The following is a 14,291-nucleotide window of genomic DNA, read 5'->3' as shown; positions in this document are numbered from 1 at the left end:
TCCTATGGCGAAGCTTAACCAGGCCAAAGAAATCCGTCGATCGCGGAGAGGTTCCAATGATTAGGTTCACAGAGGAATGGTTAGCAGATCGTCAAAAAAAGATGGGGGGGCGATCAAGTCGTACAACCTCGCGAGTTAGCGGAAAGGCCAACGTCCTGGGAGAAGTGATTAAGAGCGCAGTGAAGAAATCGGCGCATGCAATCGCGTTGGCTTTGCTTGATAAGAATCCCGACCGGATTAAGGGCCAACAAGAGCACTATGAACAGGTCAGAGTTTTCTATTATTTCGAGTGCCACCATCAGGGAATTTATCACCTGCTGCACTCTACGCCTAATGGGGGCCAAAGAACCAAGGCGACTGGAGGAAAGCTAAAGGCTGAGGGCCAAAAGAAGGGTTACCCGGATATGTCGCTCGATGCCGCTCGAGGTAAGTATCACGGTTTGCGGATAGAGTTGAAGTATGGGAAGAGCGGCGCAAAAGAAGAACAAAAAGAGTGGCTGAACCGCCTAACATCAGAAGGTTATTACTGTGCGCTGTGTGTTGGGCATAATGAAGCTATCGAGGTGATCATGTCATACTGGCATCTTGAGGCCGGTGCCTCAATGTCCCTGCGGGAGCGTGATGAAGTATGGCGGATTTGATGAGTGTTTATCTGTCGACTCCTCATGATGTCGATGCCCGTATAATGAGGGCTAGGCTTTGCAACGTGAAGGCGACATTTGAAGAGCAGGGATATGCTCTCATAGAGCCTCCAGTTACGATGATTAGCCAGCCCCTTGAAACGGTATCCATGATGCGCCTGGCAATGCTGGTGGCTTGCACGGTAGTTTGGTTTCCTCGTGACTTCCAAAAATCTCCGGTTTCTGTAGCGGAATACAACTACGCATATGCGATGAATAAAAAAATTATGGTCGACACGACCCGGAGGCTTCTTGATTAAGGACTTCTTTACCCGCCGTCGAATTGTAGCGACCGGGATATTTGCCGGATTTTTTACAGTAAACATGCTGCCGCTCCATATGTTCGGCCTGGCATCTGACACTTTTGCAGTGCTTTTAAACGCTATCGTCGCATTTTCCCTATCCAGCTTCTGTGCGCTAAAAATCAAGTAATATCAATAGATAAGGTTGGCGTTACGTCATCTGCTGACCTTCCTCAATGCTTCAATATCGTCCCCACCCCTCTAAAATCTATAATCAATGTTGCGTAAAACTAACAAAATTAATGCAAATCGATCCGGTGTTTTGTAATATATCTAATATATTATTAGATTTACGCTAACAACGTGGTGTTTTGATGTTTAAACGTAGGTATTACTGGTTTTCGTTGGTGTTTGAACAAAGTGACAAAAAGCGGCAACAGGTAGCTGTACGGTTCAGGCACAAGCGCCTTGGTTACCGTCGCATAGAAGTTTTGAAGAACGAATTAGGCCTGGAGCCTGGGGCGATACTTGCACAGGTTGTGTATCGCGGAAAAATGACAGAAAAGCAGTGGGAGCAAGAGTTCTAATGACTGACGCATTATTAGTGGCTGAACCGGAATCGGCCTTCGTACCAGATGCGGATATCCTGGTTGCACAAATCAACATGTTATCGTCTGAAGCGACCTTCTGTAGCCGCGTGGCAGGTAACTCAGTGTTCCGGGCAAGCATGGAGCGCATGGAGGCCGATTTAGCCGACCTGGCTCGCAACATTGCGATTTTTGCTACTGCTGAGGCAGACGGTTACAACGAGCTGGTGGATGCTGTAGAGGCCCGAGACAATAGCATTACAAACTTGCGCCTTCAGCTGTCAATCAAAGCTGATGAGTTGCATTTGCTTCGTGTTGAGTTGGGTCAGTCCACAGGTATAACCGCCGAAGAAAAACGAAGCTTGGAGCGAGAGGTAGAGCGATTAGCTCAACGACATGATGACTTGAAGGCTGACCATGCCGAAGCTCTGCGCCGCCTTACCGTAAAGCTGAAAACCACAGAAACAGAACTGAGCGAAGCGCGCGGTAAAGTCACACAGTTGCGTAAGCGTTTGGGTCAAGAAATGACGGCGCATGACAAAACTTCGCTGTCGTACAACAAAATGCAGTTGGATCATATTGCTCTGCTTCACTACCGCGATTATTCCCGCCGCGAGCAGGATATTATTAACGGTTTTTGTGGTGACCGCTTCTGGCAGAGTAGTGCGAATCCGGGCCTAAAGTTCTACATGCACTTCTTCATGTATCCGCTGCAATACCCGAATGCGCCACGTGATGTGGATCAGCCAGCATTCGTAAATAACCTAAATTTCCATATCAACCTACGCAGTACCTACGGCGTAGACCTTGTTGCTCGCATTAGCGAGTGGGGCATTGTCCAGTACCAGAACCTCGCTATTTTCAAGAACGAGATCCCCCAAGAACTCTATAACGAGCTGACGCGCGCGCATCACGCACTTGTAGCGGTAACAAATCCTCATCTCGCGTCCTTCTTCGAATATGCCGACCGCGTGAAGCTTGTCGACGTTCCCGAGTTAAAACCAGCTGACGTAGTGAAGATGGCCGAGTTGGAAATCACCACATTGGCGCACTTGGGCAATGCATTCACCTCTGACCTGGAAAAATTGAAAGGCATAGGTGAAGTAACAGCCCGGAAGATCCGCTCGGTTGCATACGTTTATAAGGAAGCATGGGAAGCAGAGCTTGGCCCCATTGAAATTGAGAAGCCAATGCTTCCTGAATCATCTCGCACCATTGAAGAAACTATTAGTCGCCAGGTTGGGCTATCCGGGCAAACCAAAGGAAGAGCAGACGCGCCGACCGTTGGTCGTAGTAAGAAACATCGCAAAGGCAAGAAATAACTCCCTGATTACATTCTGAGAAAGAACGATGAAAACAGTATTGGAACAGGTTTCATTTTCGCAAATCCGCTCTTTGGCTGAATGGCTAGGCATGAAAGTGACGATTCCGGTCGGCGTCGACACTCGGAAGCCCCTGAGCATGGCTGGTAGCTCTTTCACGACTCTGCTTAAGCTAACCACAAAAGCGGAAGCGACAGGCCGCCAGCAGGCCGCTGAGGAGCATAAAGCGACCATTGACGCATTGACTGATGATCGACGTTCTCTAATGGCTCGAAATAGTGAATTAGTTCGTGAGCTGGACAGCGTTAAATCGCGGGCAGTTGTCGGTGATTTAACCCCGATCGAATGTCAGCGTTTACAGAGGCGTCTTAAGTTCCTCGAGCTGGTGGATTACCTGGCGTCCTTTGTGTTCCGTCACCGGTGCACCTCGATCAAGGCTCTACGTATGGCTGTTATCAATGCTGGGCATGCTGCCGGGGTCGATAAGTAGTGGATGTTATGGCCGAGTTGAAGCGCCTGCGTGAGGAACACCTGGCCTTCATCATAAAACCTCACATCAATGATTGGCCCCAGCAGAAAGAAGGAATATCGACGAAATGCACCGTGGGCCGGATGGATGTTTTCTTTCACGATCAGTTGATCGGTTGGATAGAAGAGACACCACTCCAGCCCTGGGAATGTAAAGCGGAAATAACGGAATTAGATAGAGCGGTTTCAAATGCACTCCATTGTGGCCGGTTCCAAGCAAAGGCGCACAGCAAATTAAAAAATAAGGATAAAAATGCAGAACGTAATGGTTGATATTGAAACCCTCGGTAATGGCCCATAGGCACCAATGTTGACGATCGCCGCAGTATTTTTCGACCTCAAGACTGGAGAGGTTGGGCCGAGTTTCTATACGGTCATAGACCTGGTGAGTGAGCTGGAACTGGGGGCAAAACCAGATGCTGACACGATCTATTGGTGGCTGGCACAGAATGATGCGGCTCGAGCAGCGGTTACAGCGAAACCACGCGAAAGGAACGTCGATGCGCTGAAGCGTTTAGGTGGCTTCATACAGTCCCATTGTAGTGACTTAGACCGTGTTCAGGTGTGGGGGAATGGTTCAACCTTCGATAACACAATTCTACGCTCCGGTTATCAACGCTGTGGTGTGAAACCGTTCTGGGTCTTCTGGAATGACTGTGATGTGCGAACTATCGTGAAAGCTGGCCTTGATATTGGCTTCAATCCAAAAAAAGAACTGCCTTTTGTAGGCGAAAAACACAACGCCCTCGATGACGCGATCCACCAGGTCAAATATGTATCGGCTATTTGGCAAAAAATTACCTTTCCGAGGATCTGACGATGCTGACTTGGGAAGTCCTATATAAAGCCCTCCCATTCATCTTATTAGGTGTTGGCGTGTTGATTTGGGTGGGGTTCGCATCAGACCACGAATTTAAAAACCGCCCAGAAACAAAGAACTACGATTAACTTTCATCAAGGTAAACAAGTATGGAACTCCTCATTTCGGCTCGCCAGGTTAAAGATCTGGCAGAGTTTACGGGCCTACTCGTCTCTGAATCGACATCAGACATATTAGACGCCCAATACACAATTACGTCGGGCCACATCCCGGCAGCCCCAGAAGAGGGGGCAGAGGCATTTAACGGGCTGGTGGCATACAGCACCGACTACCCGGATGAAGGCCTATTTCCTTTGGTTGATGCGTTCCAAATTGAGAATGAAGAAGATAAGGATTTCGGGTTAAAAACCTGCACGTTGATCGCTGAAATGCTCGGTGTGGAAGATAAGGGCATTTACCAAGCGGTATTTGATCTGAAAAACAAAATGGACGCACTTCTGTTGGAAACCTCAGCGCATTCAGTAGCGGCCGGTGAGGTCTATGCTGCCGGCTATCGTCACGGCCACTTGAACACAGCCGACGGCATTGCTTTCCAGAATGAGGTTGAACAATCCTTCCAGGAGCGCGGCGCCGAGGCATTTTCCGAAAGCGTTGAAGCGATTCTGGAGCGGCCTTCACAGTCACTGGAAGAGGGCGCTTAAGTGGCTTTTGTATCAATAAATGAAATGACGGTACGAAACGGCCCGAACCAGTGTCCTCGAAGGACGCCAGCGGTTACCGTCAGAAGGAACGGAATCGGTCACATCACGATTGCAGTATTTGAAGGCCCAAAGCAGCCCACGATTGAATTCCAGGTAGATGCAGAATTAAAAAAGGTCAGGTTAAAAACTGGTGGCGACTTCAAGCGAAAATTGAATGGACAGGTCGGTATGACATTCGCGGTTCCGAAGAAGGCGCGTGAGCAGATTTTAGGGGAAGGGGAGCCGGTCAAAAAAATGCTGCTGACTAAAGCTGACGATGGCTGGTGGTACGGAAATTATGGCGTAGTTTCTGGGGGGAGTCATGGTGCGTAACCCTATAACAGTCAATTCCTACTTCTGTGGCGCCGGCTTAATGGATATTGGCCTTATGGATGCCGGCATTCAAATTAACCAGGCGTTTGAACTAGATGCTGACGCTTGCAAAACCTACCGCGCCAATCTTGGGGATCACATTAAGCAATGCGATATCTCAAAGGAGCTGGTATTCGAGCAGGACAGCTGCCACGGGATGGTTTTCACGTATCCGTGTACGAAATACTCAACGATTGGGGATGCATGACACATACACTAACGACTGAGGCGATGCAGGAAATATATGAAGCCGCGGTGCATGTAGAGGCTGTTGGCGATGACCAGGATGCAGGTTTCGAATTGCTCTGCAAATTGGAGGATGTCGGCGGCACGGGTGCAACAATCCGCAAGCTGATCGACATGGTTCGGGCGGCTAACCGGGAGGCGCAGCCGGTGGCAGCAACGCAAATATATCAAATTTGGGACGACGGCCGCTGGTACGATGCCGAAGAACGAATCTACAGCGAGGTATACAACGAGGCCTGTAAAAGCCAATTCCGCATTGTCTACACCGCTTCGCCAGAGCAAAGGGAGGCGCAGCCTGCGCAAGCGCCATTCATGTACGCCATCTGCAACCCTGATGGATCTGCTTGGCTCGATGAAAATTGCGTAGCCTGTACTGCTGAAGAATTAAAGCCGGTGCTGAATGATCTGCGGAGAGATACCGGTGATGGGTTTAGAATTGTGCCGCTGTTCACCGCCCCGCTAGCGCCAGCCAATGTGAATCCGGTGGCATTCGATGAGATTGCAGATGCAGTAAAGGAAGTTACTGGCGGCATTAGGATGGAGTTCACCCCTGGAACGTATAAGGGCCATCAGCCGGTGCCTTTCATGAACTTCACGTCATTGTCGCGCATCGTTGAAATGTTTCGCATCAACCCGTCAGCGCCACAACTGCGAGATGGTAAGCCGGTATGCCTTCTGACTATTGGTGCCAAAACTCTGGCAGACCACTCCGTCGCCTGGACAGCGGCTGGAATGCAGCTAGGCAAAGGGATTCACCGACTCTATGCCTCCCCACAATCGCCGGCATATCCTGAAAGACTGCCATGCCCCGTGCATTTGCTGCCTGGCTTGAAGTTCGGCAAAGGTATTTCGACTAGGGTGCTCCTCGAGGCGCTTGCGCGCAGGGCTGAGTACAACGCTGAAATGGAGGCTATGACTCCAGAGGAAAGGGCGGAGCATGATGACAGGGCGAAGCTCTTTAAGGCGATGCTCCCACAGCCGGCGCCAGAAATCTGAATGGTAAGAAACACAATAATCGCAATGTTCCGCTCCCTGCTGGTGGGAGCGGCATTCATCACCTGGGGCATTATCGTTGGCATGGCATGGGGCGCTGAATGGGGTACGGCACCTGCCGGCAAGATAGCATTACTGTTTGGAGCTTTAAGTTTTGTTTACGGTGCGGCTGAATATCGAAAAGAAATGAAAAAGAATACAAGGACTAAGAAATAAAGAACGGCCTGACACTGGTCGTTCCGCTCCCTTTACAATGACATGCGGAAAAAAGCATCATTGAAATCCCCGGTCAATGCCGGGGATGGGGATCATTTTTTGGCTGATACTATGGCCTGTATGATGTTATCAATGTCGCTATCGTTCAGCATGAAGATGGGCAGGCCATTAGCCTCACCACTATCAGTGCTCATTACGCAAAGACCTGCATACATACCGCGAGTTTTCGTGAATCCCCCGTCTGATGGCGTAGTGAAGTTTCCTTTGAAGTGCATTCCGGCAGATTCGTAAAAAGGAACGAGATCAGACGAGCAAACCAGACCAACTTCGTTTGGAAGGGCAAGAATCCCGCCCAGCAGCAGGCTGCCAATTCCATTACCACGATATTGCTCATACACATAAATTTTATGGCAGTACAACGAATAGTTTTCCGATGGATGGCCAAAAATTAAGGCGTACCCGAACAAGGCTCCATCATCAGCGGAACCCATGATGCGTAAATGTCCGACGCGGTAGCACTCTTCAAATATGCCAATGATGTAGCTGCGCGCGGCTTTTACTTCTTCCTCGGTCGCAAACATCATCATCCCCATTAGGGTTGGAGTACCGATCAGATCCTGAAGAATCCCACTGGCTTCATTTTCAAAGATTGAGGATAAATGTGGTGCTATCTCATTTGCTGCGGTATCAGTCATACAAAGGATCCTTCGTTATTTTTTCAAAGCCTGATGTTAGCAGCGAAACGGATAGAGTTATGGGGTGAAGAACAAATATTGAGCCTGCCAGGAAAAGGGCTTTTGCTATGGCTCGGTTGAATTCGGGAAAGGCGTGATCCTTGATGACGCTTTGTGTGAAGTCCGGCGCATTGTCTTCTGCGTCGCCACAGTAGGATTCGCCAAGCACCAGGACACGAACGCCATAGCGGCTTGAGTAGTAGCGGCCGCCCACGAATGGAAGGAACTTAACGCTGCTCATTAGTTGCTGTCCGCGTAAGTTACATTGTCACACTTTGCGTTGCTGACGGGCATTGCCGCATTATCAACGTCCTCTAGCCCCAGCATAACTTCGCCTTTCCTCAAGATGGCATCTCGAAGCATCGTTAGGCGGAAATTAGAGCCTTTCCAGAAATACTCTTTGTACTTTTCACCTTCGACAAAACCACCTACTCGATGGCGCTTGTACACGATAGGCGGCATGCTCCCCTTAACAGACGGGTGCAGCTCCAGCCAATATTTGTCTTTACCATTCTCATAGACTGTTAAGAGTTGCGCTTGCTCGGTCAGCTTACCGCTGTCCAATTCCCACCGGCACATCATTGACACTATTTCTTTTGCTGCGGGATCTATGCTGGATTTTGTTGCGGAATGTGCCTGAGAGGCCATTAGCAGTGTAGCGGCTATGGTAATTGCATTATGTCGTTTCATACCAGATCTCGGGGTTTGAGGGCCAACCGTACAAAAACGTACGCTAAAAATGAGGTGGTTGTCTGAAAAAACGATTAGTAGACAACACTGTCCGTTAAAAGCCATTTATCGATTAAAAAAAATCCATTCCGAGGGTGTCAGGTTAGTAATTTGGCGAGTAAATCTTCAGGAAACTATGAGCGTTCATTCCTGTATCAGGCTTGGTTAAGATTTCCTCTCCTCCGATAAGTTGTCTGGCTATACTCATGGATACTTCATTACCAGCATCAACTACAGCTTCGACAATGAACCCATTTTCGGAATGCGGAAGCATCCCACTTATAAATTCACTTAATGCCTTGAAGGCAATCGCTTTCCCAAAACCCTTTGATCTGTAATGAGATAAAACAGCCCAGTCAACTTGAAAGTGTGGTAAGCCCTTGCTCTCTCCGGTATGCACAAATGAACACCTAGCTATAACTTCATTCTGGACTGTTGGGCTAAACATTACATAACTGATCCTAACCACCCCCTCGGGTCTATCCGCATGAACATAAATATCGTCAAATATCCTACCTACCTCAAGTGATATGAGTTCATTTTTGATCGCATCAGCGATGACAGATAAGCCAGTCTCCGCAAGCTCCGCGCCAGTTATAACTCTATCGTTGTGATTATTTAAAAGATTGGACATTTATCAAACCCTCTTTAAAAAATTATTAGTAATTGACCATGACTCACGCAAGCGGGTGTAAAAATTTCTCCTGAAAGAATAAGCCGTGAAACGCCAACGGCATGAACAAAACCAATGGCGCTGGTAAAGCCCGATTTGAAGCGTAGTTCATTGGCATATGAGGTTATACCTCTAGCTGTGCGCCTCCATGACACCCAGAGGTCATGTTAAATCTAATCATATGATAGATAAATGGAATCATATTTAAGCCCCGCAAGATTTGGACGGTTTGATTCGGCCTGAAATGGCACAAAACAGAGCAATGTACTGAAAAATGAAGATGGCCTGCGAGAGGTTTCGAAATAATTAGTTAATTAGTATTGCATTAACGGAAGAATCGACGCCCGTCTTAGCACTTGTGAGTTATTCGGCTCAACAGCGTATTTGAATGGTCGTGAATCTCCCGCTATTATCGTTGCATGGTATTTAATTAGTTTTACGCAACAACGCAGAGTGAAGGACGCAATGCAGGAAAATCGCCCACGTATCAACAGTGCAGAAGTCGCAGATTTTATGTTGAGGCTAAATAGGCCTGTCTCAGCCCCCGAGCTAACTATTCTTCTCCAGAAAGCGTATCCAGGCCTCCTCATAGAAAAAAATGACATCTACATACGGTTGAAAGGTTTCTACCGTTCCAACCAGGCGGATTGCGTGCTTTATGACGAGATCCGGCCGCGAACTTTCCACTTGAAAGCTATCAGCAGCCATTACTTCAAGTTCCGAAATGGTCGACGCACTGATCTGTCCACGACCATCATCAAGGAAACACTCAGGGGGGATGCAAAAGAAAAAGCCATGCTTAGTGCGATGGCTTTTGGAAGGGAGTTATTTCACAGCCTATTAGCTAAACGTTCGGGCTTTATCACGTTTTAACGGCAATGACATTTTTGTGGTTTCGGCGCTGTCACTGTATTCTTCAGCCGGTACTTCAGGTGTCTGATCCACGGGCTTCTCTTCAGCTTTCACTGCTGGTGGCGCTGAATCAACAACCCTTTGCACTACCGGCTCATGAGCTTGTTGAGGGATTTTGGCGCTGTTGGTTTTAACTCCGCTAAATAGCTCCAACGCTCGAAGAATCATTTCGGCTCGATCCGCCTTACTGGCGTTCGCAAACGTCGCATTATCCAGGGCCTTAAAGGCGCTATCCAAACCACTTTCGATAATCATATTGCCGATGCTGATCGAGTTGAACAGCAGTGCCTGCCGGGACACCAGAGCATCAGTCTTTTGGTGCTTATCGACAAAGCGCTTTCCAAAATAGCTGTGAGCAGCAACTTTATCCAGATTAAGCTGAAGTAGCCGGCGTTTGTTTTCAGCCATAATTAAGCCTCAATTTCAGTTGTTTGTTCTTCCACATCATGCCGGGCCAGCAGGGCAAGGTAGGCGCCTCGTGCAACCGCAGTTTCTGGCTGGTGGGGTATCACAACGTTATCATGCCAATCCGCAACAAAGTTAGGCATTTCTCGAAGCAAGCCACCAATATAGTAGGCGCCGCCACCAACAATAATCAGTGCGTCGATGCTGCCAAGTGACTTAACAATCGTTTTGAGAGCATAGTTGATTTCACTTGCGAAGCTAGCTGCCGCAGCCGAGATGATATGGTCAAGATACACACGTTTATCCTTCAAGGCTTCAATGCTCGAACCGTAGTAGCCCTTGCGGACAATGGAGTCGATGTCATCGAGCGTCATCACGCGAACTTTCTCCACAGGGATACCGATCGTTTCTGCCTGGTCAATCATCTGCATTTTGACCGCTTCCAGCATGATATGAACACCGCGAGGGGTTGTGCCACGGGAGAACAGGGTATGGTTGTCACAGTCCAAGTGTGCGACATCGCAGGTATAGCGGCCAATATCGATAATGGCTACATCCTTGGCACCTATCAGGAACGGGTTATCTTGCCCATCCTGAGTGTATAGGGCTGCATTATATGCGGTCACGGCTTCCGGCATAATTTCAACACACACGATATCAGGTGAAGCAATTTCGCTGGTGGCGTTGGTTACCGCGGTCATCAAGGAATTTCTCTTCAGCTCGATCTGCTGGCGGTTTATGGCGTTGTTATCATCGTAATACTGGTCTGCCGGCAAGGTGTCAGCGATTACTACTTTGCGGCCGCCAAGTTTGAGCTGTGCCAAAGCATTAACTACAAGCACACGACAAGCCGCGCTCAGTTGATAATCGGGTGTCCGGGTATCAATGGCGCCGATAGCCTTATTCATCACAGCATAGGTTTCCAGTTCGCCGCTGGCACCCGTTGTAACCCAGTTAGTCTTCGAGTCGCTTTCTTTCGCCTGTCCCAGCACTCTCGCTACAAACGATGGAGTTACACGAATCTGAACCTCGCCCTTATTCTCCATTACGGTAGCAACATTGCCAGAGCCACAGTCTAAAGCCACATAAACTGGTTTGTTTTTGCTCATTTTTTTCGCCTTTTTCTCTGTTAGGTAAAACACGGTGAGAGATTATCTCACTGCGATCATCCATTCAAGCAAAGAGATGATATTTGATTGCAAATGGTTAATTAATGATTTCAAAAACATGATAAATCTAAAAATGCCAGCTTCATTACTCACTTTTGATATACCGCGTTGCACGTACTGAAATTAGGCCACTGAGTAGCATCGAATGACCTGGGATGAGCACAGAGAAAGATTTACCGCGCTCCAAAATGAGCGAGGGATCACAGTCAAGGAATATGCAGAAGCCCACGGCTTGAACGCAAATACGGCCCGTAGAGAGCTAAAAAAGAAGTCGGCAGACCAGTCGCAGCCGGCCACAAAAAATAAACCAAAGAAAGCGACAGCAGGAAAGGCCTCTAAAGGTGATCACAAACGTGATCGTTCAAGTGATCATCCTATCGGGAACGAAAGTGATCACGTGATCACTGCCCCCAAAAAAACACGACGAACCCGCACCAGCTCTGGTGATACACGATTTAGCGCTGAGGCGGCAGACCATAAGCGATCACGAAAAGCACGTGATCACGCAAGCGACAAAAAGATCACTTTCCCGGCGGCGAACGGGGTGGACGATGCGGCCCTGCTTCATGTGCCTAAAGCGCGGGGCGGCCGTCGCTTTGGACACATGAACGAGGAGTGCATTATTCATGGCCGTTATGCAACACCTCGCCCCCAGGATGTGGAGGACACCCTTGAGGAAATGCAAGATCCAAACTTCATTAACACCCTAGAAGCTCGCTCAATTGCAATGGTCTATTCCCACCTAAAACTCATGGAGCGCGCTCGCAATCGTAGTCTCGATCGGTTAGACGAGGAGGCTGAGGGGTTCAAGCCAGATGAAGGAGGCACGCACCCGGTACACAAAACGCTACAGATGCTACTCAATGTCAGTGTAGGGATCGGTGAAACAGCCAAATCGATGAGCGCACTACGTTCAGTGATGTTGAAGTCGCGCAGAGAGGAAGAGGCCCACAGCATCAAAATGGAAACTCTTAATCTGATTGCGGTGGCCTATGAACAACAAAAGGAACACGACTGGAGCTATCAGGAGACGGCAGAGTTCATCGAAGCAAACGGAGGCATAGTTCCCCCTCATTTGATGCAGCAAGCCCGTATAGAGGCCACCAAGCCACCTGAGCCTGATGACAATACAAGTACCGTCGATGATGAACAAATCGATGCAGAAGCCAGAAAGCATAAGGCAATGAGGGAGGGTAAAGAGGAATTCATTGCAGAACGGCGAGCAATGGTCGCGCAGATCGTTGATGAAGGTAGCTATGGAGATATTGACGCCGATGGAGATGGACGCGAGGGCGAGTTTATAAGTAGTGAATTTGAGTCTGACGAGGAGTTTGATGACGAACTAACCGACGAAGAGTTGTATGGGCCAGGAGGGGCAAAAGATGGCGCGTAAAACGATACGTTCGGTCATCACCGACCCCCGCTGGCGGGATATGGTAATCCGCTATCGCTATGACTGGAGCCTGGCAGCCGTGGAGCTGTTCGGTAAGATCCCCAGCTGGCAGCAGGAAGAGATTATCAACGCCGCCCAAGATACTGGTAGCCGCACAACTGTTGCATCCGGGCATGGTACGGGTAAATCGGACATGACCTCTATCATGATCCTGTGCTACCTCATGTTTTACCCAGGTGCGCGCGTCATTATCGTTGCGAACAAAATCCAGCAGGTTATGACCGGTATCTTCAAATATATAAAACAAAACTGGAATGAATGCGTTCGCCGGCAACCGTGGCTCCAGAATTACTTTGTAATCACCGATACGTCTTTCTATGAGATCGCCAATAAAGGCAGCTGGACAGTCATTCCAAAGGGCTTCCGCCGTGGTAATGAAGAGGCACTTGCCGGCGAACACGCTAAACACCTGTTTTACATCATCGATGAAGCGTCAGGTGTTAATGACAAAGCTTTCGGTATCATCACTGGCGCCCTGACAGAGGACGATAACCGACTATTACTGATATCTCAGCCAACTCGCCCAAGTGGCTATTTCTACGACTCTCATCACAAGCTTGCCCGCTCCAAGGAAAACCCAAGGGGCGACTTTACAGCTATTACGCTTAACTCTGAGGAGTCCCCTTGGGTAAATGAGAAGTTTATACGCAGCAAACTGCTGGAGTATGGTGGCCGCGATAACCCTGAGTATCAAATCAAGGTGCTTGGGCTGTTCCCTAAAAATGCTCATGGCTTCCTGCTGGGGCGTGATGAATGCGAACGGGCAGCCCGGCGGAAAGTACGCCTCCATAAAGGCTGGGGTTGGGTTGCGTGTTGTGACGTTGGTAACGGCCGCGACAAATCAGTGTTGAGTATTTTCAGGGTGTCCGGTCGGCGCCACACCAGGCGAGTAGTTCCGTTCTTGGTAATGGAGATGGCCGGCGACTGTCACCCCGTGAAGTTTGCGCACTATATCTTCCAGGAATGCACTCAAGAGAAGTTCCCCAACATAACAATAGCCGTGGATGCCGACGGCATTGGCGACGCAACAGTGAGGGAATTAGAGTCCCTTGGTGTGCCTGTTGTTCGTATAAATTGGGGTAAACCAATGCACTCCCGCGACGATAAACAGCGATTTGCCAACCAACGCGCTTTTGCCAACATTATGGCAAGGGATGCGATAAAGTCCGGTCGTATGCGTCTTGATGCGAACCCTAAAACAGCTGAACAAGCCAGTAAGATCCCCGTCGACATAAATGAGATGGGCCAGAACGTGATCATGAAAAAAACCGTAATGCGTCAGAAACTTAATATCAAGTCACCTGACCTATGGGATACGTATTGCTTCTCGATGCTGGTGGATTTTGTGGCCGCAAATGATGACGTTGGTTTCGACAGGGAGAATGTACGAGTGGATGCGTTGAAATACCTGGATGACTTTGATGATGCAGAGGAAGGGGCGGCATAGCCTCTTCCTCGCAGCTTTGAAAG

General features: G+C 48.9%; 20 protein-coding genes. 14 read left to right on the top strand and 6 right to left on the bottom strand.

From position 1 onward, the window contains the following. The first annotated feature begins 56 nt into the window (after positions 1 to 56). The 11 genes from JOE25_RS25145 to JOE25_RS25095 all read left to right on the top strand — a co-directional run bounded on the left by JOE25_RS25145 (position 57) and on the right by JOE25_RS25095 (position 6,746). On the top strand, positions 57 to 641 hold the full coding sequence (locus JOE25_RS25145) for a VRR-NUC domain-containing protein (RefSeq protein WP_129941882.1): 585 nt from the start codon (positions 57 to 59) through the stop codon (positions 639 to 641). Further along, positions 629 to 940 (top strand): DUF4406 domain-containing protein, encoded by a 312-nt coding sequence (locus JOE25_RS25140; RefSeq protein WP_129941883.1) that lies wholly within the window; start codon positions 629 to 631, stop codon positions 938 to 940. The genes JOE25_RS25145 and JOE25_RS25140 overlap by 13 nt, the downstream gene beginning before the upstream one ends. A gap of 568 nt (positions 941 to 1,508) precedes the next feature. Continuing rightward, the gene (locus JOE25_RS25135) at positions 1,509 to 2,831 is read left to right on the top strand and encodes a hypothetical protein (protein ID WP_129941884.1); all 1,323 of its coding nucleotides are present in this window, start codon (positions 1,509 to 1,511) and stop codon (positions 2,829 to 2,831) included. Between the two features lie 28 nt (positions 2,832 to 2,859). Further along, positions 2,860 to 3,321, top strand: coding sequence for a hypothetical protein (locus JOE25_RS25130; RefSeq protein ID WP_129941885.1), 462 nt, complete (start codon positions 2,860 to 2,862; stop codon positions 3,319 to 3,321). An 8-nt stretch (positions 3,322 to 3,329) separates the two neighbouring features. Beyond that, on the top strand, positions 3,330 to 3,632 hold the full coding sequence (locus tag JOE25_RS25125; protein WP_129941886.1) for a hypothetical protein: 303 nt from the start codon (positions 3,330 to 3,332) through the stop codon (positions 3,630 to 3,632). A gap of 34 nt (positions 3,633 to 3,666) precedes the next feature. Next, a complete protein-coding gene (locus JOE25_RS25120) occupies positions 3,667 to 4,176 on the top strand; it encodes a 3'-5' exonuclease (protein ID WP_242507344.1) in 510 nt (169 codons plus the stop codon). Positions 4,177 to 4,328: 152 nt separating this feature from the next. Next, positions 4,329 to 4,880, top strand: a complete 552-nt coding sequence (locus JOE25_RS25115; protein ID WP_129941887.1) for a hypothetical protein — start codon at positions 4,329 to 4,331, stop codon at positions 4,878 to 4,880. Then, on the top strand, positions 4,881 to 5,252 hold the full coding sequence (locus JOE25_RS25110; RefSeq protein ID WP_129941888.1) for a hypothetical protein: 372 nt from the start codon (positions 4,881 to 4,883) through the stop codon (positions 5,250 to 5,252). Beyond that, positions 5,242 to 5,499 (top strand): DNA cytosine methyltransferase, encoded by a 258-nt coding sequence (locus JOE25_RS25105; protein WP_348539721.1) that lies wholly within the window; start codon positions 5,242 to 5,244, stop codon positions 5,497 to 5,499. The genes JOE25_RS25110 and JOE25_RS25105 overlap by 11 nt, the downstream gene beginning before the upstream one ends. Next, positions 5,400 to 6,533, top strand: a complete 1,134-nt coding sequence (locus JOE25_RS25100) for a hypothetical protein (protein ID WP_165366463.1) — start codon at positions 5,400 to 5,402, stop codon at positions 6,531 to 6,533. The genes JOE25_RS25105 and JOE25_RS25100 overlap by 100 nt, the downstream gene beginning before the upstream one ends. Then, positions 6,534 to 6,746, top strand: coding sequence for a hypothetical protein (locus JOE25_RS25095; RefSeq protein WP_129941890.1), 213 nt, complete (start codon positions 6,534 to 6,536; stop codon positions 6,744 to 6,746). It abuts the gene before it with no gap. A 92-nt stretch (positions 6,747 to 6,838) separates the two neighbouring features. Here the strand turns inward: JOE25_RS25095 and JOE25_RS25090 are convergent, their stop codons facing one another. The 4 genes from JOE25_RS25090 to JOE25_RS25075 form a co-directional block, all read right to left on the bottom strand. After that, positions 6,839 to 7,441 (bottom strand): GNAT family N-acetyltransferase, encoded by a 603-nt coding sequence (locus JOE25_RS25090; RefSeq protein WP_129941891.1) that lies wholly within the window; start codon positions 7,439 to 7,441, stop codon positions 6,839 to 6,841. Continuing rightward, positions 7,434 to 7,721: a hypothetical protein gene (locus JOE25_RS25085; RefSeq protein WP_129941892.1), complete on the bottom strand. Its 288-nt coding sequence runs from the start codon at positions 7,719 to 7,721 to the stop codon at positions 7,434 to 7,436. The genes JOE25_RS25090 and JOE25_RS25085 overlap by 8 nt, the downstream gene beginning before the upstream one ends. Continuing rightward, the gene (locus JOE25_RS25080; protein WP_129941893.1) at positions 7,721 to 8,170 is read right to left on the bottom strand and encodes a hypothetical protein; all 450 of its coding nucleotides are present in this window, start codon (positions 8,168 to 8,170) and stop codon (positions 7,721 to 7,723) included. The genes JOE25_RS25085 and JOE25_RS25080 overlap by 1 nt, the downstream gene beginning before the upstream one ends. A gap of 142 nt (positions 8,171 to 8,312) precedes the next feature. After that, entirely contained in the window at positions 8,313 to 8,843 is a 531-nt protein-coding gene (locus tag JOE25_RS25075; RefSeq protein WP_129941894.1) for a hypothetical protein, read from the bottom strand. A 423-nt stretch (positions 8,844 to 9,266) separates the two neighbouring features. Between JOE25_RS25075 and JOE25_RS25070 the strand changes: the two genes are divergently transcribed. After that, on the top strand, positions 9,267 to 9,755 hold the full coding sequence (locus JOE25_RS25070) for a hypothetical protein (RefSeq protein WP_209640239.1): 489 nt from the start codon (positions 9,267 to 9,269) through the stop codon (positions 9,753 to 9,755). On the opposite strand, the gene JOE25_RS25065 is transcribed toward JOE25_RS25070, so the two are convergent. Together JOE25_RS25065 and JOE25_RS25060 are read right to left on the bottom strand one after the other, a co-directional pair. Further along, positions 9,723 to 10,202: a hypothetical protein gene (locus JOE25_RS25065; protein WP_129941896.1), complete on the bottom strand. Its 480-nt coding sequence runs from the start codon at positions 10,200 to 10,202 to the stop codon at positions 9,723 to 9,725. The genes JOE25_RS25070 and JOE25_RS25065 overlap by 33 nt on opposite strands. 2 nt (positions 10,203 to 10,204) lie before the next feature. Then, positions 10,205 to 11,308, bottom strand: a complete 1,104-nt coding sequence (locus tag JOE25_RS25060; protein ID WP_129941897.1) for a ParM/StbA family protein — start codon at positions 11,306 to 11,308, stop codon at positions 10,205 to 10,207. A gap of 205 nt (positions 11,309 to 11,513) precedes the next feature. Between JOE25_RS25060 and JOE25_RS25055 the strand changes: the two genes are divergently transcribed. After that, positions 11,514 to 12,761, top strand: coding sequence for a hypothetical protein (locus JOE25_RS25055; RefSeq protein ID WP_129941898.1), 1,248 nt, complete (start codon positions 11,514 to 11,516; stop codon positions 12,759 to 12,761). After that, the gene (locus JOE25_RS25050) at positions 12,751 to 14,268 is read left to right on the top strand and encodes a terminase (RefSeq protein WP_129941899.1); all 1,518 of its coding nucleotides are present in this window, start codon (positions 12,751 to 12,753) and stop codon (positions 14,266 to 14,268) included. Before JOE25_RS25055 ends, JOE25_RS25050 begins: the two co-directional genes overlap by 11 nt. The last annotated feature ends 23 nt before the right edge of the window (positions 14,269 to 14,291 follow it).

The organism is Serratia sp. PL17 (assembly GCF_017832355.1).
In the GTDB taxonomy this organism is placed as follows: Bacteria; Pseudomonadota; Gammaproteobacteria; order Enterobacterales; family Enterobacteriaceae; genus Serratia.
This window is presented reverse-complemented; position numbering and strand designations above follow the sequence as displayed.